At 60.6% G+C, this 21,251-nt stretch carries 23 protein-coding genes; 17 read left to right on the top strand and 6 right to left on the bottom strand.

The window, feature by feature from the left end:
* The first annotated feature begins 4 nt into the window (after positions 1 to 4).
* From ssuD to KGB21_RS14035, 3 genes are all read left to right on the top strand, one after another.
* A complete protein-coding gene (gene ssuD / locus KGB21_RS14045; protein ID WP_103406282.1) occupies positions 5 to 1,150 on the top strand; it encodes an FMNH2-dependent alkanesulfonate monooxygenase in 1,146 nt (381 codons plus the stop codon).
* A gap of 207 nt (positions 1,151 to 1,357) precedes the next feature.
* The gene (locus tag KGB21_RS14040; RefSeq protein ID WP_223505443.1) at positions 1,358 to 2,545 is read left to right on the top strand and encodes an acyl-CoA dehydrogenase family protein; all 1,188 of its coding nucleotides are present in this window, start codon (positions 1,358 to 1,360) and stop codon (positions 2,543 to 2,545) included.
* Positions 2,546 to 2,569: 24 nt separating this feature from the next.
* Positions 2,570 to 3,673: a sigma-54 interaction domain-containing protein gene (locus KGB21_RS14035; RefSeq protein WP_034151373.1), complete on the top strand. Its 1,104-nt coding sequence runs from the start codon at positions 2,570 to 2,572 to the stop codon at positions 3,671 to 3,673.
* Here the strand turns inward: KGB21_RS14035 and KGB21_RS14030 are convergent.
* A complete protein-coding gene (locus tag KGB21_RS14030) occupies positions 3,670 to 4,035 on the bottom strand; it encodes an antibiotic biosynthesis monooxygenase (protein ID WP_223505442.1) in 366 nt (121 codons plus the stop codon). The two genes, KGB21_RS14035 and KGB21_RS14030, sit on opposite strands and share 4 nt — an antisense overlap.
* A 95-nt stretch (positions 4,036 to 4,130) precedes the next feature.
* On the opposite strand from KGB21_RS14030, the gene soxR reads away from it, so the two are divergent.
* The 10 genes from soxR (at position 4,131) to KGB21_RS13980 (ending at position 11,995) form a co-directional block, all read left to right on the top strand.
* Entirely contained in the window at positions 4,131 to 4,592 is a 462-nt protein-coding gene (gene soxR / locus KGB21_RS14025) for a redox-sensitive transcriptional activator SoxR (protein ID WP_034151371.1), read from the top strand.
* Between the two features lie 329 nt (positions 4,593 to 4,921).
* Positions 4,922 to 5,380 (top strand): VOC family protein, encoded by a 459-nt coding sequence (locus tag KGB21_RS14020; RefSeq protein ID WP_034151370.1) that lies wholly within the window; start codon positions 4,922 to 4,924, stop codon positions 5,378 to 5,380.
* Between the two features lie 387 nt (positions 5,381 to 5,767).
* Positions 5,768 to 6,967 (top strand): PepSY-associated TM helix domain-containing protein, encoded by a 1,200-nt coding sequence (locus tag KGB21_RS14015; protein WP_223505441.1) that lies wholly within the window; start codon positions 5,768 to 5,770, stop codon positions 6,965 to 6,967.
* The gene (locus tag KGB21_RS14010; RefSeq protein ID WP_223505440.1) at positions 6,964 to 7,506 is read left to right on the top strand and encodes a thiamine pyrophosphate-binding protein; all 543 of its coding nucleotides are present in this window, start codon (positions 6,964 to 6,966) and stop codon (positions 7,504 to 7,506) included. Before KGB21_RS14015 ends, KGB21_RS14010 begins: the two co-directional genes overlap by 4 nt.
* Entirely contained in the window at positions 7,503 to 7,832 is a 330-nt protein-coding gene (locus KGB21_RS14005; RefSeq protein ID WP_223505439.1) for a hypothetical protein, read from the top strand. Before KGB21_RS14010 ends, KGB21_RS14005 begins: the two co-directional genes overlap by 4 nt.
* Complete coding sequence (locus tag KGB21_RS14000) at positions 7,829 to 8,401, top strand: DUF6162 family protein (protein ID WP_034151366.1); 573 nt, start codon at positions 7,829 to 7,831, stop codon at positions 8,399 to 8,401. The genes KGB21_RS14005 and KGB21_RS14000 overlap by 4 nt, the downstream gene beginning before the upstream one ends.
* A 35-nt stretch (positions 8,402 to 8,436) precedes the next feature.
* A complete protein-coding gene (locus KGB21_RS13995; protein WP_034151365.1) occupies positions 8,437 to 9,363 on the top strand; it encodes a metal ABC transporter substrate-binding protein in 927 nt (308 codons plus the stop codon).
* Complete coding sequence (locus tag KGB21_RS13990; protein ID WP_223505438.1) at positions 9,360 to 10,196, top strand: metal ABC transporter ATP-binding protein; 837 nt, start codon at positions 9,360 to 9,362, stop codon at positions 10,194 to 10,196. Before KGB21_RS13995 ends, KGB21_RS13990 begins: the two co-directional genes overlap by 4 nt.
* On the top strand, positions 10,196 to 11,095 hold the full coding sequence (locus KGB21_RS13985) for a metal ABC transporter permease (protein ID WP_003226663.1): 900 nt from the start codon (positions 10,196 to 10,198) through the stop codon (positions 11,093 to 11,095). The genes KGB21_RS13990 and KGB21_RS13985 overlap by 1 nt, the downstream gene beginning before the upstream one ends.
* Positions 11,096 to 11,995, top strand: coding sequence for a metal ABC transporter substrate-binding protein (locus KGB21_RS13980; protein ID WP_223505437.1), 900 nt, complete (start codon positions 11,096 to 11,098; stop codon positions 11,993 to 11,995). It begins immediately after the preceding gene.
* Between the two features lie 303 nt (positions 11,996 to 12,298).
* On the opposite strand, the gene KGB21_RS13975 is transcribed toward KGB21_RS13980, so the two are convergent.
* The 5 genes from KGB21_RS13975 to KGB21_RS13955 form a co-directional block, all read right to left on the bottom strand.
* Positions 12,299 to 12,523: an MbtH family protein gene (locus KGB21_RS13975; RefSeq protein WP_034151362.1), complete on the bottom strand. Its 225-nt coding sequence runs from the start codon at positions 12,521 to 12,523 to the stop codon at positions 12,299 to 12,301.
* 81 nt (positions 12,524 to 12,604) lie between these two features.
* Entirely contained in the window at positions 12,605 to 14,017 is a 1,413-nt protein-coding gene (locus tag KGB21_RS13970; protein ID WP_223505436.1) for an aspartate aminotransferase family protein, read from the bottom strand.
* Between the two features lie 77 nt (positions 14,018 to 14,094).
* Positions 14,095 to 14,580 (bottom strand): GNAT family N-acetyltransferase, encoded by a 486-nt coding sequence (locus KGB21_RS13965; protein ID WP_034151360.1) that lies wholly within the window; start codon positions 14,578 to 14,580, stop codon positions 14,095 to 14,097.
* A 204-nt stretch (positions 14,581 to 14,784) separates the two neighbouring features.
* Entirely contained in the window at positions 14,785 to 16,110 is a 1,326-nt protein-coding gene (locus KGB21_RS13960; RefSeq protein WP_034151359.1) for an ATP-binding protein, read from the bottom strand.
* Positions 16,107 to 16,787 carry a response regulator gene (locus tag KGB21_RS13955; RefSeq protein WP_034151358.1) on the bottom strand — a complete coding sequence of 227 codons (681 nt, stop codon included), beginning with the start codon at positions 16,785 to 16,787 and terminating at the stop codon, positions 16,107 to 16,109. Before KGB21_RS13955 ends, KGB21_RS13960 begins: the two co-directional genes overlap by 4 nt.
* Positions 16,788 to 17,074: 287 nt before the next feature.
* Here KGB21_RS13955 and KGB21_RS13950 point away from each other — a divergent pair, with 287 nt between their 5' ends.
* The 4 genes from KGB21_RS13950 to dsbG all read left to right on the top strand — a co-directional run bounded on the left by KGB21_RS13950 (position 17,075) and on the right by dsbG (position 21,191).
* Complete coding sequence (locus KGB21_RS13950) at positions 17,075 to 17,770, top strand: hypothetical protein (protein WP_223505435.1); 696 nt, start codon at positions 17,075 to 17,077, stop codon at positions 17,768 to 17,770.
* 87 nt (positions 17,771 to 17,857) lie between these two features.
* Positions 17,858 to 19,594, top strand: a complete 1,737-nt coding sequence (gene dsbD / locus KGB21_RS13945) for a protein-disulfide reductase DsbD (protein WP_223505434.1) — start codon at positions 17,858 to 17,860, stop codon at positions 19,592 to 19,594.
* Complete coding sequence (locus tag KGB21_RS13940) at positions 19,594 to 20,448, top strand: TlpA disulfide reductase family protein (RefSeq protein WP_223505433.1); 855 nt, start codon at positions 19,594 to 19,596, stop codon at positions 20,446 to 20,448. The genes dsbD and KGB21_RS13940 overlap by 1 nt, the downstream gene beginning before the upstream one ends.
* Entirely contained in the window at positions 20,424 to 21,191 is a 768-nt protein-coding gene (gene dsbG, locus KGB21_RS13935; RefSeq protein WP_034151354.1) for a thiol:disulfide interchange protein DsbG, read from the top strand. The genes KGB21_RS13940 and dsbG overlap by 25 nt, the downstream gene beginning before the upstream one ends.
* Positions 21,192 to 21,251 lie beyond the last annotated feature (60 nt).

Below are 21,251 nucleotides of genomic sequence, written 5' to 3'. Positions count from 1 at the left end.
GTTCATGGATGTTTTCTGGTTTCTGCCGACCCACGGCGATGGTCATTACTTGGGTACCACGCAAGGCGCACGCCCGGTCACGCTCAACTATCTGAAACAAGTGGCCCAGGCCGCGGACAGCCTCGGTTACCACGGCGTGTTGATTCCCACCGGGCGCTCTTGCGAAGACTCGTGGGTGATCGCTTCGGCGCTGGTGCCGCTGACCGAACGCTTGCGTTATCTGGTGGCAATCCGTCCCGGGATTATTTCGCCGACCGTGTCGGCACGCATGGCCGCGACCCTGGATCGGCTGTCCGGCGGGCGTTTGCTGATTAACGTCGTGACGGGCGGTGACCCGGATGAAAACCGTGGCGACGGCAGCTTCCTCGATCACAGCGAACGCTACGAAGTCACCGACGAATTCCTCAAGATCTGGCGAAGGGTGCTGCAAGGCGAATCGGTGGATTTCGAAGGTAAACACCTGCGGGTGCAGAACGCCAAGGCGCTGTATCCGCCAGTGCAAAAGCCCTATCCGCCGCTGTACTTCGGCGGTTCGTCCGACGCTGCCCATGACCTGGCCGCCGAGCAGGTCGATGTCTACCTGACCTGGGGCGAACCGCCGGCCGCCGTGGCGCAAAAACTCGCCGATGTCCGCGAGCGGGCCGCGCGTCACGGGCGCACGGTGAAGTTCGGGATCCGCTTGCATGTGATCGTTCGCGAAACCGCCGAAGAGGCGTGGAAAGCCGCTGACAAACTGATCGAACACATCAGCGACGAAACCATCGCCGCCGCGCAGAAGTCGTTCTCGCGCTTCGACTCCGAAGGACAACGGCGCATGGCGGCGTTGCACGATGGACGTCGCGACAACCTGGAGATTTCGCCAAACCTGTGGGCCGGTGTCGGTCTGGTGCGTGGCGGTGCCGGCACCGCGCTGGTGGGCGATCCGCAGCAAGTCGCGGCGCGGATCAAGGAGTACGCGGACCTTGGGATCGAGAGCTTCATCTTCTCCGGTTATCCACACCTCGAAGAAGCGTACCGCTTTGCCGAACTGGTGTTCCCGCTGCTGCCCGAGCCGTACGCCAGCCTCGCCGGGCGTGGCGTCACCAACCTGACCGGACCGTTTGGCGAAATGATTGCCAATGATGTGCTTCCCGCCAAAGCCACGGCCTGAAAAATCTCTCTGGGGGCAGGAAATTTCGTGGCGAGGGAGCTTGCTCCCGCTGGACTGCGTAGCAGTCCCTAAACAGGACAATGCGGGTCTTCTGATAGCCCGCATCAACCGTTTTACGACTGCTTCGCAGCCGAACGGGAGCAAGCTCCCTCGCCACAAAAGCCCATTCCATAGGGGATTTGCGTCGATTTTTATAAGGAAAACCGCGTGACCGCCAAGCCGCAAAGCGCCCTGATATCCCCGTTGCAGACCGCCCGCCAATTGGCCGCCGAGTTTGCCTTGACCGCCGTCGAGCGCGACGAACGAGGTGGTACGCCCAAGGCCGAGCGCGATGCCCTGCGCCACAGCGGCCTGCTCGCGCTAAGCATTCCCACCCAGTTCGGCGGCCTAGGCGCGCACTGGAGTGAAACCCTGACCATCGTGCGTGAGTTCGCCAAGGTCGACAGTTCGATTGCCCATGTTTTCGGCTTCCATCACCTGATGCTCGCCACCGTGCGCCTGTTTGCGCGGCCTGAACAATGGCAGCCATGGTTCGAGCAAACCGCGCGCAAGAACTGGTTCTGGGGCAACGCCCTCAACCCGCTGGACACCCGCACCGTGGTGAAAAACCTCGGCGGCTGGCGCGAGTTTTCCGGGAAAAAAAGCTTCTGCTCCGGCGCCAGCGATTCGGAAATGTTGATTGCCTCGGCGGTCGATGAAAGCGCCGGTGGCAAACTGTTGATCGCGGCGATCCCCAGCGGCCGTAGCGGTATTACCTTGCACAACGACTGGAACAACATGGGCCAGCGCCAGACCGACAGTGGCAGCGCCACCTTCGAACGGGTGCGGGTCGAGGAGTCGGAACTGCTGCTCGATCCCGGTCCGTTGAGCACGCCGTTCGCCTGCCTGCGCCCATTGATCGCCCAACTCACGCTCACCCACATGTTCCTCGGCATCGCCGAAGGGGCGTTCGAAGAAGCGCGGCAATACACGCAGACCGAGACGCGGCCTTGGCACAAATCCAGCGCTCAGGATGTGCGTCAGGACCCTTACGTGCTCGGCCACTACGGCGAGTTCTGGGTAGCGCTCGAGGGTGTGCGGTTGCTGGTGGAACGTGCGGCTGATTTGCTCGACAAGGCTTGGGCGAAAGGCCCGAACCTCAGCGCCGAGGAACGCGGACATCTGGCCACCGCCATCGCCACGGCGAAGGTCGCGGCCACGCGTAATGGCCTGGAATTGTGTAGCCGCTTATTCGAAGTGACCGGCGCGCGCTCGACCCATGCCTCGCTGCGGCTGGATCGCCACTGGCGCAATTTGCGCACGCAAACCCTGCACGACCCGGTGGATTACAAACTCCATGAACTGGGTGACTGGGCGCTGAACCAGGCCCTGCCGATTCCGACTTTTTATTCATAGTTTTCTCTACAAGGAGCGTGCCCCATGCAGCTACTGACCTTACCGCCCTCGCCCGCTCTGGCCACGTCGATCCGCGCCACGGCCCAGGTGTTCGAAGACCCGAAGTCCCAGGCCTTGCTCGCGCATTTGCAGCAAGTCGCCCCCAGCGAAGCCAGCGTGCTGATCATTGGCGAGACCGGCACCGGCAAAGAGTTGGTGGCGCGGCATATCCACAACCTCAGCGCTCGGCGCAACCGGCCGTTCGTGGCGGTGAACTGCGGTGCATTCTCCGAATCCCTGGTCGAGGCCGAGCTGTTCGGCCATGAAAAAGGCGCCTTCACCGGTGCCCTGAGCGCCAAGGCCGGCTGGTTCGAAGAGGCCGATGGCGGCACGTTGTTCCTCGATGAAATCGGCGATCTGCCGATGGCGATTCAGGTCAAATTGCTGCGGGTCTTGCAGGAGCGCGAAGTGGTGCGGTTGGGTTCGCGCAAGAGCATTCCGATTGATGTGCGGGTGTTGGCCGCGACCAACGTGCAGCTGGAAAAAGCCATCAACGCCGGGCATTTCCGCGAAGACCTGTACTACCGACTCGACGTGGTCAGCCTGGAGCTGAGCCCGTTGCGCGATCGCCCCGGCGACATCCTGCCGCTGACCCGCCACTTCATCGACGCCTACAGTCAGCGCCTGGGCTACGGCACCATCACCATCAGCAAAGAGGCCGAGCTGAAGCTGCGCAGCTACAGTTGGCCGGGCAACATCCGCGAGCTGGAAAACGTCATTCACCACACCTTGCTGATTTGCCGCAATGGCGTGATCGAACGCGACGACCTGCGCCTGTCAAACATGCGCATCGAGCGTCAGGACGACTACCACGCTCAGGTCGACGACTCCGCCGAGGCGCTGCTCGATCGAGCCTTTAAAAAGCTCTTCGAGGAACAGGCCGGCGCGCTGCATGAAAAAGTCGAAGACGCGCTGCTGCGCGCGGCCTATCGTTTCAGCCACTACAACCAGGTGCACACCGCTGCACTGCTGGGTTTGAGCCGCAACGTCACCCGCACACGCCTGATCAAGATCGGCGAACTGGCGGTGAACAAGCGCCGACCTACGGAAAACGTCCAGGGCGACCGCTTGATGCAGTTGTCGATTTAAGCCACCAGATTGCAGTGCAGCGCGCGATCGTGGCTGCGTTCCAGGCTGTGTAGCACCTGGAACGAGCCGAAGGTCACGGCTTTCGCCTGATGGGCACGAATCAACTGCCAAAAATCCTCCTCGCCGCTTTCAAAGCTCTGAAGCGCGGCTTCCCCGGCCTCGCGGGTTTGCCATTGCAAGTAATTGAGCACCCGCCGGCCATCGTCACTGGCCTGGATGCTCGCACTGAGGAAACCGCTGTAGTGCTGGGCCAGACGCTCAGTCTGCCGGGACAGCGCCGACACCAGCGCCGGTTGCTGATGAGGCTCGATTTCGAATTCGATCAGTTGGGTGAAGCTGCGATTTTTCTCTGAAGCTTGCATGAATTACCCCCACTTACCTGTAAGCCGAATCTTGCGATCCGAAGGCGTGCAGGGTAAAACCTCGAGCTAACTAGAGGTCAAGAGGCATTTTTCAAATGATCACCTCGGAAAATCTGCATCGAGAACTCAGCGTCGGCCAATTGGCCGAACGCAGCGGCGTTGCGGTAACCGCGCTGCACTTTTATGAATCCAAGGGTTTGATCAAAAGCAACCGCAATCAGGGCAACCAGCGGCGTTATCCACGGGAAGTGCTGCGACGTGTGGCGCTGATCAAGGTGGCTCAGCGTTTGGGCATTCCATTGGCGGAGATTGGCGAAGCACTGAAATCGTTGCCGGATAATCGTGCACCGACGGCGGCGGACTGGAAGGTGTTGTCGGCGCAATGGAGCCGGGATCTGGATGAGCGGATCAATCAGTTGACCCAGTTGCGGGACAAACTCAATGGCTGCATTGGTTGCGGGTGTTTGTCGATGGAGGCGTGTCCGTTGCGCAATTTTGGCGATGTGCTTGGGGAGCGTGGGCCGGGGGCGCGGCTTTTAGAGCCTGATCTGAAATAGGTGGTGTGGCTATCGCTGGCAAGCCAGCTCCTACAGGATTGCGTGATTTTCGAAACCCACACAAAACCTGTAGGAGCTGGCTTGCCAGCGATGGCGACTTATGTCACCCCAACATCAGAAACCCCGGTGCAACCTGCCCTTTATAGCGGGTCAGGATGAATTGACGCACGTCATCGGAATTCAACGCCTTGGCCAGTTTTTGCAGGGATCTTTTGGTGAACTTGGCGAGTGCCGAAAGTCAAAATCAAAAGATCGCAGCCTGCGGCAACTCCTACACTTGTTCGGCTGGAGAGCGATCTTCGTCTCACAACAATAAAAGGAGAACGATCATGAGCGTCAAACCCATTCCCGAGGGTTATCACAGCATTACCCCGTACCTGGGCATTGCAAAAGCTGCTGAAGCCATCGAGTTCTATAAAAAAGCCTTCGGCGCCATCGAAGTCATGCGCCTGTCCATGCCCGACGGCGGTATCGGCCACGCTGAACTGCGCATCGGCGATTGCCCGATCATGCTCGGCACGCCGTGCGATCAAGGGCCGTTGAGCAACCCGGACCAGTCGCCGTCCGTGGGTCTGCATCTGTATGTGACCGATGTGGACAAGTCCTATAAACAGGCGATCGACGCCGGGGGCACCCTGGTGTCGGAGGTCAAGGACCAGTTTTACGGTGACCGTTCCGGGACCTTGAAGGATCCCTACGGCCATCTGTGGTTTTTGGCCACGCGCAAGGAGGATCTGACTCAGGAGCAGATTGAGCAACGGGCCAAGGAAATGTTTCAGCAGGGTTGAGGTAATCAGTGCCTGATCTGACGCCATCGCTGGCAAGCCAGCTCCCACAGGTATCCGATTGTTCATAGATGATGTGTACGCCAATAGTCCCTGTGGGAGCGGGCTTGCTGGCGATGTTCGTAAACGATAACGCGTGAGGATTGATCAAACGCGGGGGTCCCATCGCCAGCAAGCCGGCTCCTACAGGGTTGCGTTATCTGTGGCTTCCCGGAATTTACGGAACACGAAACATTTTCTTTCATATCCCCCTTCGGGATTTCGCGTGCTCATCCGTCTTATATAGATGCAGTCCTGTCGCGTAGGCAAAAGCCACGACCGGACTTTCGTCGACCTCATCGCTGCGAAGCCCGTAGCAGAGGCCTTCCCATCGAAACAAGACCCTTAATCATGTCGAAGAAATCCCGTTCAAAACTCTGGTTTCTGGTCCATAGCTGGCTGGCACTGCCGATCTGGTTTTTCGTGCTTATCGTCTGTGTGACCGGCACCCTGGCCGTGGTGAGCCAGGAAATCGTCTGGCTGGCCAACCCGCAAATGCGTGCCAGCCAGCCTTCGGACGATACGCCACGGCTCAACTACGACCAGATCGTCAGCGCGATCAAAAAGGCCGAGCCCGACATCATCATCGACAGCATCAGTCGTCCCGACGAGTCGCACTTTGCCCTGGACGTCAGGGTCAACTACCCCGACGGGCGTGAGCTGACGGTCTACGTCAACCCTTACACCGGCGCCATTCAAGGCCCCGCTCCGCAATTCAACTTCAAGGCGTTCACCCGCGCACTGCACGGCTGGTGGCTGGTGCCGTTCACCAATGGCTACAGCTGGGGCTGGTACCTGGTGTCGTTCCTCAGCCTGCCGCTGCTGGCCTCGTTGATCACCGGGCTGGTGGTTTACAAGCGCTTCTGGAAAGGTTTCTTGCGCCCGACCCTGCGCATTCGCCACGGCGCACGGATTTTCTGGGGTGATTTCCACCGTCTCAGCGGCATCTGGTCGATCTGGTTCATCGCGGTGATTTCCGTCACCAGTACCTGGTTCCTGATCGAAGCGTTCATGTTCGACAACCAGATCTCCATCTCCACCGCTCCGGTGGCGCTTGTGGTGCCCCGTGAAAACGTACCGCTCACCGCCGATGGTTCGGCGGCACCGATGATCAGCCTGGAAGCGGCGATCCGCGAAGCCAAGGAGCGCATTCCTGGTCTGGACGAAAGCTTTGTCAGCATGCCGGCCAACGCCTACAGCTATCTGTCGGTGGGTGGTCGCAGCTGGTATCCATTGATGTTCCAGACCGCCGAAATCAACCCGTACACCGGCGATGTTGCCGCCACGCGCCTGCTGTCGGACCGCTCGGGCCTGGAGTTCGTCACCGAATCCATGCGCCCGCTGCACACCGGTGATTTTGGCGGGCTCTGGATCAAGCTGATCTGGTTCTTCTTCGGCCTGCTGCTGAGCATGATGGTGCTCAGCGGCCTGTTGATCTGGACCAAGCGCACCGCCCTCGCTACGGCCAACGCCCTCAAGCGCAGCAACAAACGCCCACGCAACGAGACGGTTCCGGCCACTAGCGGTGAAATCACGGAGGTCAGCCAATGAGCCTGTTCGCTGCGGAAAAACCGGGTTCGAAACTGAGTCGTTTCTGGCACAAATGGCGCTTCCACATCAACGTTCTACTGTTGCTGGTGCCGCTGGGTTTCATGCCCAAATACTTCGCCGACGCCGCGCTGTTCCGTGGCGATACCGGGTTGGGTGAACGGGAGATCGGTGAAGTGCAGGTCGGCCCGTGGAGCGTGCGTCTTGCTGAACTGCGCAACGAAGCACCACGCCCCGATGGCCCGGCCGGCTACATGAAAAACTTCAACGCCGCGCTGTGCGACATCTGCCGCGATCAGGTCAAGGCGACTTACCTGCGCATCGGCAAACCGCGCAGTCTGCGTGCCGCCGGGGTGATTTTCTTCGGAACGCCGTACCGCATGGGCGCCATGTTGCCGATCCCGGAAAAGACCAAGGCCGACGCCGAAGTGTGGATCACCATGGAAGGCTGGGACGGCTCCATGCATCAGGCATCCATTCCTCTGAGCCAGGCCTCCCCCGCCACCCTTGCCTGGCTGAGCACTCAAGGAGGCAAACCATGATCAACGTTACTCGTCCTTTAAGCGCCGTGCTGCTGGTGCTCTGCACCGGTTTCAGCGCCAGCGCCCTGGCCCACAATCCGATGTGCGAATGCAAGGCGATCGACGCCGAGCAGATCAAATGCACCGGCGGTTTCTCCGACGGCAGCGGCGCACCGGGCGTGACCCTCGATGTGATCGGCTACGACGAAACCATTCTGGTTCCGGGCAAGCTCGGCAGCGATTCAACCCTGACCTTCAAAAAGCCCGGCGCCGAATTTTATGTGTTGTTCGATGCCGGCCCAGGCCACGTGGTCGAGATCGACCAAGCGGACATCGAAGCGCCATGAGTACGCCAACCACACAAGTTGTGCGCCCGGCCGGAGCCGGTCATGAAACCCTCTATGTGCTGCTGTTGTGCCTGATGATTCTGGCGGTGGCCGGTTCGGTGGTCGCCTGGCGCGGCGAGTCTCAGGAGGTGAGCAGCGTCAACAGCCATCAACTGGATGCCCGCCGCGACCTCAGCGCTTCCGAGCAAGGCATCTACGCCGATCTGCGGGTGACGCTGGACGAGATTCACTTGCTGCGCCAGGAACAGCAAACCCTGCCGACACCTCAAGCCCTCGCCGAGGAAGGCTTTGCGCCGTTCGCCCAGGACGCCAGTTCCGTCAGCCGAGGTAATCATGCCTGGCAATTGCTCGACGCCAAGGCGTATTTCGGCCATAGCGAGACGCCAGTCGTAGCGGGTTCGTTTCTGATGCGTTTGACCGCCGACGATGACGCGCCGGACGTCTGGCTCAACCGCAGCACTGACCTCAAAGCCCCGGCCGACCTCACTGACGCCGCGCTCGAAAGCGCTGGCTGGCAGCAGATCGTCGCGCAATTCGATGCCGGCGTGACCCGTCAGCACCGGCACTGAACCCTCGCCTTCACCCGAGAGAAGACCGCTTTCCCATGCCCATTTCATCTCTACGTTCTGTTCTGCGCCTGACGCTGGTCGGCTTGCTGGCCTGCCTGCTGACTCCCCTGGCCAGCGCCGACGAGGCCAAGCGCCTGCGCATCGGCATCACCCTGCACCCTTATTACAGCTACGTGGCCAACATCGTCGGCGACAAGGCCGAGGTGGTGCCGCTGATTCCGGCCGGCTTCAACCCCCACGCCTACGAGCCCCGCGCCGAAGACATCAAGCGCATCAGCGGCCTCGACGTGATCGTGCTCAACGGCGTCGGTCATGACGACTTCGCCGACCGCATGATCGCCGCCAGCGAAACGCCAAACGTGCCGGTGATCGAAGCCAACGAAAACGTACCACTGCTGGCCGCCACCGGGGTGGCCGCGCGCGGCGCCGGTAAAGTAGTGAACCCGCACACCTTCCTGTCGATCAGCGCCTCGATTGCCCAGGTCAACAACATCGCCCGGGAACTGGGCAAACTCGACCCGGCGAACGCCAAGACCTACACCGAAAACGCCCGCGCCTACGGCAAACGCCTGCGCAAGATGCGCGCCGATGCCCTGGCCAAACTGACCCAGGCGCCGAACGCCGAACTGCGCGTGGCCACAGTGCACGCGGCCTACGACTACCTGCTGCGCGAATTCGGCCTGGAGGTGACGGCGGTGGTCGAACCGGCCCACGGCATCGAGCCGAGCCCGAGCCAGCTGAAAAAAACCATCGACCAACTGCGTGAACTGGACGTGAAGGTGATCTTCTCGGAGATGGATTTCCCGTCCACCTACGTTGACACCATCCAGCGTGAATCCGGGGTGAAGCTGTACCCGCTGTCGCACATTTCCTACGGCGAATACACCGCCGACAAATACGAAAAGGAAATGACCGGCAACCTCAACACCGTGGTGCGGGCGATTCAGGAGTCCGGTGCATGACCGCAAAAGAAATCATCAGCGAATCCCCTGTTGGAGCGAGCCTGCTCGCGAAGGCGTCCGGTCCGGCGACATCTTCATTGAATGACACACCGCAATCGCGAGCAGGCTCGCTCCTACAGGGTTCGGGGCCGACGCTGGATTTTGCGCAGGTCAGCCTGACGCTGGGTCGCACGACAATCCTCGACAAGGTCACCTTTCAGGTCCAGCCAGGCAGCGTGCATGCGCTGGTCGGCCCGAATGGTGGCGGCAAGAGCTCCTTGATCAAGACCCTGCTCGGGCAGATGCCCCATCAGGGCCGTTTGAGCCTGCAATGGCCGGGCGAACCGGGAACCATCGGCTACGTGCCGCAGGCACTGGAATTCGACCGTGGCCTGCCGATGACCGTCGACGATTTCATGGCCGCCATGTGCCAACGGCGCCCGGCCTTCCTCGGCTTGAGCAAGCATTACGCGGCGGCGATCGGCGAAGCGCTGGAGCGAGTCGGCATGCAGGACAAGCGCAAGCGGCGCATGGGTGCGTTGTCGGGCGGTGAGCGTCAGCGCGTATTACTGGCGCAAGGGCTGATCCCGACGCCGCAATTGCTGGTACTCGATGAGCCAATGTCGGCCCTTGATGAGGCCGGTATTCAGGTGTTCGAGCGCTTGCTCGGCGATTGGCGCGCGGCGGGCATCACGGTGCTGTGGATCGAGCACGATCTGGAAGCCGTTGGACGGCTGGCCGATCACGTAACCGGGCTCAATCGTCGGGTGCTGTTCGACGCCACACCGCAACAGGCGCTGACCCCCGATCGTCTGCTGACGCTGTTTTCGACCCATCCACGGAGCCTTGCCTGATGAGTTACGAAGCCTTTCGTTTGATGGTTCAGGGCTGGGCCTCGTCGGGTTACCTGCCCGAGGCGCTGGCTTATGGATTCGTCGTCAATGCGTTGCTCGCCGGACTGCTGATCGGCCCGGTGCTCGGTGGATTGGGCACGCTCGTGGTGGTCAAGCGCTTCGCGTTTTTCTCCGAAGCGGTGGGTCACGCAGCCTTGACCGGTGTGGCCATCGGCATTCTGCTGGGTGAACCCTATACCGGGCCTTACGGCAGTTTGTTCGGCTACTGCCTGCTGTTCGGCATCTTGCTCAATTACCTGCGCAACCGTACCGGTCTGGCGCCGGACACCTTGATCGGCGTGTTCCTCTCGGTGTCCCTGGCGCTGGGTGCGAGCCTGTTGCTGATTCTGGCGGGCAAGATCAACGTGCATATTTTGGAAAACGTACTGTTCGGTTCGGTGTTGACGGTCAACGGCAATGATTTGCTGGTGCTGGCCATCGTCGGTTCGCTGGTGATGGCCCTGGCCCTGCCGTTGTACAACCGCATCATGCTCGCCAGTTTCAATCCGCAACTGGCGGCGGTGCGCGGTGTGGCGGTGAAGACGCTGGATTATTTGTTCGTGATTCTGGTGACGCTAATCACCGTCGCCGCCGTGAAAGTCATCGGTGCGATTCTGGTCGGCGCCCTGTTGGTGATCCCGGCAGCGGCCGCGCGTTTGCTCAGTCAATCGCTGAAGGGTTTCTTCTGGTGTTCGGTGTTGATCGCCACGGTGAGCACCTTGTGCGGGATTCTCGCGCCGATCGTCTTCGACCTGCCGATTCCGTCCGGTGCCGCGATCATTCTGGTGGCCGGTATCGCCTTCGCCCTGGCCGCCATTGCGCGCGGCGTCGTCCCCAGCCTGAAAGGGAACCTTGGATAAATGTCATTTTCTCTGCGTCAACTGACCCTGGCTGTGGCCCTGTGTGGTCTGGCCCACACTGCTTTCGCGGCAGACACCGCCAAACCGCTGCGCGTACTGGCGTCCTTGCCGATCACTTACGGGTTGGGCGAAGTGCTGCTCAAGGGCACCGATGTCAGCCTGGAACGTGCGGCACCGGCGAACTTGCCCGGCAGTCGGCAGACCGCTTACTTCACCGGCCGTGGTGCGCCGGCGCTGGCCAAACTCGCGACCGACGCTGATGCAGTGATCGGCCTGCGCTCGCTGTGGGCGGATGACCCGCTGTACCCGATCTCCCGACGCAGCAACATCCGCATCGTCGAAGTCGATGCCGCCCGCCCGGTGGACGGCGCCCTGCCCGGCATTGCCGTGCAACCGGGCAGCAAGGTCGATGGCTTGAACAGCCAGCCGTGGCTGGCCAGTAACAACATGGGGCGCATGGCGGACGTAATGGCGGCAGACCTGGTGCGTCTGGCGCCCAAGGCCAAGCCAGCGATCGAGGCCAATCTGGCGGCACTGAAACAGCGCCTGCTCAAACTCAGCGCCGACAGCGAGGCGCGTCTGGCGGCTGCCGACAATTTGAGTGTGATGAGCCTGAGCGATCATTTCGGCTACCTGATCGGCGGTCTCAATCTTGAGCTGGTTGGCCTGGATGCAAGACCGGATGCCGAGTGGACGCCTGAGGCGTTGAAGGGATTGGGGGCAACGCTCAAGGACAATGACGTCGCGGTGGTGTTGCACCATCGCCAGCCGTCGGATGCGCTGAAAGCGGTAATCGCCGAAGCCGGAAGTCGCTTGGTGGTGTTGAGCGTCGACACCGCTGATCCGGTGGCTGAGCTGGAGGGGAATGTGGATTTGGTGATCAGAGGCTTGAGTGGCTGATCATCACTTCCCCCCTGTAGGAGCTGCCGAAGGCTGCGATCTTTTGATCTTGCTCTAAAAAACAAATCAAAAGATCGCAGCCTCGTTTCACTCGTCAGCTCCTACAGGGGAAATTCGTACGAACCAGCGATCAGGCCACGCATTCCCTTGTAGGAGTCGGCTGGCGATGGCGGCCGTTCAGTCGACATCGCCGCGCCTGACTCGCCGCTATCGCCAGCAAGCCGGCTCCTACAAAGTTTACCGCTGGCCATGAAAAAACCCGCTGACCGTCACCAGTCCAGCGGGCTTTTTTTGCGTCGATGATTAGTGAGCGACAGCCTGCTCATCCATCTTGCGCCGCAAACTCAATGGCCGCATATCCGTCCAGGTTTCTTCGATGTAAGCCAGGCACTCTTTCTTCAGCCCGCTCTTGCCCACGGTGCGCCAGCCTTCAGGCACGGCTTTGTAGTCGGGCCAGATCGAGTATTGCTCTTCGTGGTTGACCACGACCTGAAATCGGATGTCCTCGCGGTCGAATACTGACGTCATGCTGTCTCTCCATCGTTGTAGGGTGGGCCGCACGCTGCGTACAGCCGCTATGTAGAAGGAACGTTTCGAGGGCCGGGAAATTTACAGATTGGCAGTAGCAGCGGCCATGGCCCGGCCGAAAATCTCCGCGACCCGGTCGATTTCCGCGGCGGTAATCACCAGCGGCGGCAGGAAGCGCACCACGGCGCCATGGCGGCCGCCCAGTTCGAGGATCAAGCCGCGCTTGAGGCATTCGCGCTGTACCAACGGCGCCAGGCGTGCAAACACCGGTGGATGGCCCAAGGCATCCGCAGCACCGTTTGGATCAACCAGCTCAACGCCGAGCATCAGCCCGCGACCGCGAATGTCACCCAGTTGCGGGAAGTCCCGCTGCAAGATGCGCAGATGCTCGCTCAGGCGCTCGCCCATGGCCGCCGCGTGATCGCAAATCTTGTGTTCGATCAGGTAGCGCATCACCGCAGAACCGGCAGCCATGGCCATCTGATTGCCGCGGAACGTCCCGGCATGGGCGCCCGGCAACCAGGTGTCGAGCCAGTCGCGATACACCACCACCGCCAGCGGCAGGCTGCCGCCGATAGCTTTGGACATCACCACCACATCCGGAATGATCCCGGCATGCTCGAAGGCGAACATCTTGCCGGTGCGGGCAAAACCGCTCTGGATCTCGTCGACGATCAGCGCCACGCCGGCCTTTTCGGTGATTCGGCGCAAACCGCGCAACCAATCCAGATCAGCAGGTATGACCCCGCCCTCGCCCTGCACCACTTCAACAATCACCGCCGCTGGCAATTGCACGCCGGCCTCGGGGTCGTTGAGCAGGTTTTCCAGGTAATTCAGATTGGCCTTCACCCCTTGCGCACCGCCCAGTCCGAACGGGCAACGGTAATCGTAGGGATATGGCATGAACTGCACGCCGCTGCTGAGCAAGGCACCCAAAGGCTTTTTCGGCCCCAGGCTCCCCATCAGGCTCAACGCGCCCTGGCTCATGCCGTGGTAACCGCCCTGGAACGACAGCACGGTGCTGCGGCCAGTGGCGGTGCGCACAAGTTTCAGCGCCGCTTCCACGGCGTCGGTGCCGGTGGGGCCGCAGAACTGGATTTTCGCTTCAGCGGCCAGTGCCGGTGGCAGCAGGCCGAACAGGTCTTGAACGAATTGATCCTTGACCGGCGTGGTCAGGTCCAGGGTATGCAGCGGCAGTTCATCGCTCAGCACTTGCTGGATCGCTTCAATCACCACCGGATGGTTATGCCCCAGGGCCAAGGTCCCGGCGCCCGCCAGGCAATCAATAAACGTGCGGCCTTCGACGTCTTCGACATACAGCCCCTTGGCACGCTTGAGCGCCAGGGGGATGTGTCGCGGGTAGCTGCGGGCGTTGGATTCCTGCTGGCTCTGACGGGCGAGCAACGGCGATTCGTTGAATTGATAAAGCGTCTCGGCCGGTGCCGGAGTGTTCCGGACCGACTGATCTTCCATAAGGCTGGTAGCGACTGACATCTCTCGACCCCTCAATAAGGTTTTCCTGTTCTGGAAACGCATCAGGGCACCGGGGATTTAGACCCTCGATCGGCTTTCTATGAAGGCGGCACCAAGCCCTTGTGCATAGGGATGGCATGCAGCCCCGCGACCATGAAGGTTCGTGCACACGGCTCATAGCCCAGATGCCGATAAAAGGCTTCGCTGGTTTTGGTGCTGTTGAGTCGCGCCCGGCACAGGCCCCGTGCGATCAACCACCCTTCGAGGTCGTGCACCAGCGCCTGCCCGGCGCCTCGGCGAAACCACTCCGGTTGCACGTAACAGAACGCCAGCGCGCCGTTGGTCGCGGCCATGGCGACGCCAATTGGTTTGTCCTGCAGCAGGGCGATGTTCAGGTACAACCGCGGGTCGGTCAGCCACGGCTGGATGTGTTCGATGGTTTTGTTGTGGGTCCAGGTGGCGACGATGTGCGGATCGTTGCGATGGTCGAGCGCGCAGCCGACGCGAATGGAGCGTTCGATGATGCGGCTGATGATGCCGGCGTCGGCCGGGGTTGCCTTGCAGGTGTGTATGGGTTCGTCCATGGCGCTGTTACCTCAATCCATTGAGTGTGAGGAACGATAGTCGCGCGAGCTCTGGACGGCCAATGGAGAGACGTTACTTTTGATGTACACCAAAACCTGTGGAAGCGGGCTTGCCCGCGATGGCGGTGTAACAGTCAACATCAATATTGAATGTGACGGCCTCATCGCGGGCAAGCCCGCTCCCACAGGATCTTGTTGTGTTTTTCAGACCGATTGCAGCGGCAGGGTCAGTTCGACGCGCAAGCCATCCGGGCGGCTGTCGAAATGCAGGGTGCAGCCGCAGCGCTGGACGATGGCCTGAACAATCGCCAGGCCCAAGCCACACCCGGTGCTCTGGCCGTTGCGCCAGAAACGTTGGGTCAGGTGTTGCAGGTCGTCCTCGGCAATGCCCGGGCCATGATCGCGCACCACAAAGTGCGCACGGTTGCCGGTAGTTTGCAGGCTCAGTTCCACCGTTCCGTCGCCGGGTGTATGGCGCAGGGCGTTGTCCAGCAAGTTGCGCAGCGCAGCAATCGAAAGGACAGCGGGCATTTTCACCGGTGCGTGGGAGAACCTGTCCGGCACCGCAAACTTGATACGCTGGCGATCGCCACCGGCCGTATCCTGGATCGCCAGTCTGGCCACTTGCTCGGCACTGCATTGCACGCCGTCATCGAACGACAGACTGCCCTCGACCCGCGCCAGCAACAGCAATTGCTCAAGAGTCCGATGCAATCGGTCGGCGCCCTCCTCGGCCCGGGCCAGGGATTGATCCCGCGCTGCGCCGTCGGTCATGCGCGCCACTTGCAGGTGAGTCTTGATCGCGGTCAGCGGGCTGCGCAACTCATGGGCGGCGTCTCCGGTCAGGCGACGCTCGCGTTCAATGGTCTTGCCGATGCGCTGGAACAGCTGATTCTGCGTCTCCAGCAACGGTTGCAATTCGCTGGGTAATGGCTGGACCTGCAAGGGTTCCAGCGAATCGGGGCTGCGACGCATCAAGGCATCGCGCATGCGGTTGAGCGGCGCCAATCCCTGGCCGATGCCCAGCCACAGCAGGCACAGGCAACCGAGCAACGCCACACCCACCGGCACCGAGGCTGCCAGCAGGATCGACATGTTCAAGGCCTCGCGCTCGATTTGTCGATCGGCAGTGGTGATCCGCAGATCGCCCCTCGCCAGGGTGAAACTGCGCCACGGCGCGCCGTCGATCATCTGGTCGTGAAAGCCCATTTTCTCGGCTTCCAAAGTCTGGCCCGGATCACTGTGGCTACGGGCGAGGATTTCCCCGCGCAACGAACTGACCTGACAGGCCATGCCGCCGGGGATGTTCAGCTGTTCGGCACTGAAATGAGTGCCCTCACCCTTGCTCGGCAACGGCGGCAATTGCTCCATCAACCCGGCGACCATCCGCGCCGACGCCACCAGGCGCTGGTCGAGAGAAAACATCATTTGATTGCGCAGGTCGCTGAGCATCCAGGCCGCCGCCAGCGCCCAGATCAGCGCAAACGCGGTGCCGAGCGTCAGGCTCAGGCGCAAACGCAAACTCATCACTTCGATTGATCTCCGCCGTCAGCCGGCCCCAGGCGATAGCCCAGACCGCGCACGGTCTCGACAATGCCGTTGCCGAGTTTGCGTCGCAGGTGATGGATGTGGACGTTGAGGGCGTTGCTTTCCAGTTCGTCGTTGAAACCGTAGACGCTGTCCTTGAGCTGCTCGGTGGACAACACCCGGCCACGGTTATGCAGCAAGGCCTGCAATAGCGATTGCTCGCGACGCGACAGGTCCACCGGTTGCCCGGCCAGGGTGGTTTCGCGGCTGCTTGGGTCGTAAGTCAGAGCGCCGTGTTCGATCAGGTTGACGCTGCGCCCCGCCACCCGACGCAACAGGGTGTGCAGGCGCGCAGCCAGTTCGCGCAGATCGAACGGCTTGAGCAGGTAATCGTCCGCGCCGGCCTGCAAGCCGTCGACGCGGTCAGTGACCGAATCCCGGGCGGTGAGGATCAGCACCGGCAGCTCAAGGCCGTTGTGGCGCAACTGCTGCAACAGCTTCAAACCGTCTTCATCGGGAAGGCCGAGGTCGAGCACCATGACGTCGAACTCCGCGACCTTGAGCATCGCCCGGGCAGCGGACGCCGTGGCGACGTGCTCCACGGTCAGGCCCTGGGCGGTCAGGCCGGCGACGATGCCACTGGCGATCAGCTCATCGTCTTCGCAAACGAGTACATGCATAGGGAGCTCCGCGGCAGGAAAACGTCAGTCAAGCAATCCAGGATTAAGGCTTAATTATGGCAAGTCGACAGGTAGCCGCAAAGGACTCGTTTCCAGGCTGAAGCGCTGATCGCCAGACAAACTGCTTACTGCAAAAAAACAAACTTCCATTTCCAAAACAGAAACATAGATATTGAAACAAATAACCCCTCCAATCCGCTTCCTAATAAACCTCATGTAGCGATACCTTTAAAACAAGAAAAACAAAGCCCCGCGCAACACTCATAAAAACCAAAAGGAATTAACCAATGTCAGGACTTCAAAACTTCGTAGCCGTCGACTGGCGCTCAGGCAAGGATAAAATTTACTTCTTCTTCAAAGACACCAATCGGTACTCACGATTTGATATCGCCTCCAACACGGTTGAAGACGGTTACCCCACCGACATCACATTTGATAATTGGGGAGCAGCGCATGTTGCACTAAAAAATCTGCGCTTCGGCTTTGCAGCTCCGGCGCTGGGAGGCTCCTGGGGTGGAGGGGACGATATTTTGTGGCTGTTTTATTACGACGGCGATACGCCCATGGTCTGCAAGTATGATCAGGATCGTGATACTACTGCGGGGTTTTATCGTCTTGAAAAATCCATTTGGCGCTCGTTAGTTCCGTACTTTGATAAAATCATTACCGGTACGTGGTGGGATACTTTTGCGCCGAAGAACAGATTTCATTTCTTGATGAATGACGGACACTACCTCATTTACAGCTTTACAGATAACACAATAAAACGGCTACCGATAACTTCTAACTCCTGGCCAGGCGTATCCCAATACAAAGATCGAATTATAACGGCGGTCCAAAACGACGCCCCCCTTCTTAGCACGTACTACTACATTTTTCTTACCAATAACGAATACATCAGATACAACCTCAAAAACTACAAAGCAGAGTCTGGCCCCATAAAAATCGATGATGAAAGCTGGCCCGGACTCCTGAGGAGTTGATGACGCAACGAGGTCAGGCGCGGTTAATCATTGGTTAATCGCCGCCCGCCATTGTGCACTTCACTTGCACAGGGATAAGGCCTACCCATGCGTCGACTGTTTTTGTTTTTTATTTTCTTGATCTCTGGGGTGGCCCAGGCTGGAGCGAATCCTTTCGAAACCAAACCTGATTTTTTGCCGGTGGAAAAAGCCTTTGTTTTCACCTCCGAGCGCCTCGAATCAGGTGAAACCCAGCTGTTCTGGCAGATTTCCGATGGCTATTACCTTTATCAGAAACGGTTGAAATTCGATGACTTGCCTGCCGACCAGCATCCCGTGCTGCCGGAAGGTGAAGCCCACAGCGACGAGTTTTTCGGTGAACAGCAGGTCTATCGCCAGGGCCTTGAACTGAAAATCCCGGCCGGTGCCAGCGGCCAGATCAAGGTGGGGTTCCAGGGCTGTGCCGATGCCGGTTTGTGTTATCCGCCGCAGACGCAAGTCGTGGATCTGGGTGGTAAAGCGGCCACCGCTGCGAGCAATGAAGCGCCGGACCAGGCGTTGGCCAGCGACTTGCAACAGCGGGCATTGGGTTGGAGCCTTATGGTGTTCTTCGGCCTCGGCCTGCTGCTGGCCTTTACCCCGTGCTCGCTGCCCATGCTGCCGATTCTGGCCGGGCTGATCGTCGGCAGCGGCGCCACGCCCAAGCGCGGTTTTGCCCTGGCCAGCAGCTATGTGGTGAGCATGGCGTTGGTGTATGCGGCGATGGGTGTGCTGGCGGCGTTGCTCGGGGCGAACCTGCAGGCACTGTTGCAGAACCCTTGGCTGCTCGGCAGTTTCGCGGCGATTTTCGTGTTGCTGGCGTTGCCGATGTTTGGCTTCTTCGAACTGCAACTGCCAGTGGCGGTGCGTGATCGTCTGGAAAACGTCTCGCGCAATCAACGCGGGGGCAGCCTGATCGGCGCTGGCGTACTGGGCGCCTTGTCCGGTCTGCTGGTCGGCCCGTGCATGACCGCGCCACTGGCCGGCGCGCTGCTCTACATTGCGCAGAGCGGCAACGCACTGCACGGTGGGTTGATTCTGTTTGCCATGGGCATCGGCATCGGTGTGCCGTTGTTGCTGCTGGTGACCGTCGGCAATCGCTTCATGCCCAAGCCAGGTGCCTGGATGAACCTGGTCAAAGGCATTTTCGGTTTCCTGTTTCTCGCCACGGCGCTGCTGATGTTGCGCCCGGTACTGGATGAATCGCTGTGGGTCGGCTTGTGTGGTGCGTTGCTGTTGATCGCGGCCTACAGCGCCTGGAAACAGTCGGAAGGTTTCGGACGCATCGCGCATCTGTTCGGCGCCACCTCGCTGCTGCTGGGTTTGTGGGGCAGCCTGTTGATGATTGGCGCGGCGGGTGGCAGTGATGATCCGTTCAAGCCGTTGCAGGTGTTCCGCGCTTCCAGTTCGGCCGTCGCCGCCGAACCAGCGGGCCACGACGCCTTCACCACCATTAAGGACCCCGCCGTGCTGCAGCGGGAACTCGACGCGGCGCAAGCGCAGGGCCAGTGGGTGCTGCTGGACTATTACGCGGACTGGTGCGTGTCGTGCAAGGTCATGGAAAAACAGGTCTTCGGCAAAGCCAAAGTGCACGAAGCCCTCAGCGACGTGCGCTTGCTCCGACTCGACGTCACCACCGACAATGCCGCCAGCCGCGAACTGCTCGGCCGTTATAAAGTGCCGGGGCCACCGAGCCTGCTGTGGATCGGCGCCGACGGCAACGAGCGTCGCAGCCAGCGCATCACCGGCGAGGTCGATGCCGACACTTTCCTGCAACGCTGGACCACCACCCGAGATGCCCGTTAATGCTGACCTTCACCCTCGGCACCTTTGCCATCGCGCTTAACCATCTGCTGCTGATCAGTGCCTTGGCGCTGGCGACGTTCGTGGGTTGGCGGGTGGCCAAGCGCGGTGGCGAGAACCCCGAGTCGGCGCTGTTCAGTCTGTTTCTGATCGGCATGCTCGCGGCACGAATCAGTTTCGTCGCGATGTACTGGACGCACTATCGCAACGATCCGTGGCAGGTCATCGATCTGCGCGACGGTGGTTTCCTCGCCTGGCCGGGGGTGATCGCGCTGGTGCTCGCGACGCTGTACCGGGGCTGGCGTCGTCCGGGTTTGCGCCGCCCGCTGGGCTTTGGCGTGGTCAGCGGCCTGGCGTTCTGGTTGCTGGCGACCTTCTCACTGACGATTTATGAACAAGGCACGCGCCTGCCGGAAATCACCCTGCGCAATGCCGCCGGGCAAACTGTGCAACTGGCGGACTACAAGGGCGGCCCGTTGGTGATCAATCTATGGGCGACCTGGTGTCCGCCATGTCGCCGGGAAATGCCGGTGCTGGAAAACGCCCAGATGCAGCGCCCGGACCTGACCTTCCTGTTCGTCAATCAGGCCGAAAGCATGCAAAGCGTCGCTACCTTTCTGGAAACCCAGGGCTTGAGCCTGTCCAACGTGCTGTTCGACGGCAGCGGCCGTTTGGGCCAGGCCGTCGGTTCGATGGCCTTGCCGACTACGCTGTTCTACAACCCCGACGGTCGCCTGCTAGGCAGCCATTTGGGCGAACTGTCGCAAGCCAGCCTGGCTCGCGCACTGGAAAATTTCGACACCGCACCTGCCACTTCTTCAAGGAAACTGCCATGCCCCGCCTCCGCCACCTGCTGACCCTGACCCTGGGTGCCGCCCTGCTGCACCTGCCGTCGGTTCAGGCCGAAGAGCTGCCCGAGGCGATCAAGAAGATCGAAGCCAAGGGTGCAAAAATCGTCGGCCAGTTTGACGCTCCCGATGGCTTGCGCGGCTACGCGGCGCAATACCAGAACCGCGGCATGGCGCTGTATCTGACGCCGGATGGCAAGCACGTGCTGCTGGGCAATCTGTACGACGCCGACGGTAATGACCTGAGCAGCGCGCCGTTGCAGAAGCTGGTGTACGCGCCGATGGCCAAGGAAGTCTGGGGCAAGATGGAAGCGAGCAACTGGATCGCCGACGGCAAGAAGGATGCGCCGCGAGTCGTCTACATGTTCAGCGACCCGAACTGCCCTTACTGCAACATGTTCTGGGAACAGGCGCGGCCCTGGGTCAAGTCCGGCAAGGTGCAATTGCGGCACATCATGGTCGGCATCATCCGTGAAGACAGCCCCGGCAAATCCGCGGCGCTGCTGGCTGCCAAGGACCCGCAAAAAGCCCTGGCGGATCACGAATCGGCCGGCAAAGGCAGTTCGCTCAAGGCCTTGAAAGAAGTACCACCGGCAATTCAGGCCAAACTCGCAGCCAATATGCAGTTGATGGAAGACCTGGAGCTGCAAGCCACTCCGGCGATTTTCTATATGGATGACAAGGGCGAGTTGCAGCAACAGCAAGGGGCGCCGTCGCCGGACAAGTTGGCGAAGATTCTCGGGCCTAAATAAGCAAGATCAAAAGATCGCAGCCTGCGGCAGCTCCTACAAGGGTCACCGGTTCTGTAGGAG

It is taken from the genome of Pseudomonas sp. GL-RE-29 (genome assembly GCF_019947275.1).
GTDB classification, from domain to species: Bacteria; Pseudomonadota; Gammaproteobacteria; order Pseudomonadales; family Pseudomonadaceae; genus Aquipseudomonas; species Aquipseudomonas fluorescens_A.
This window is presented reverse-complemented; position numbering and strand designations above follow the sequence as displayed.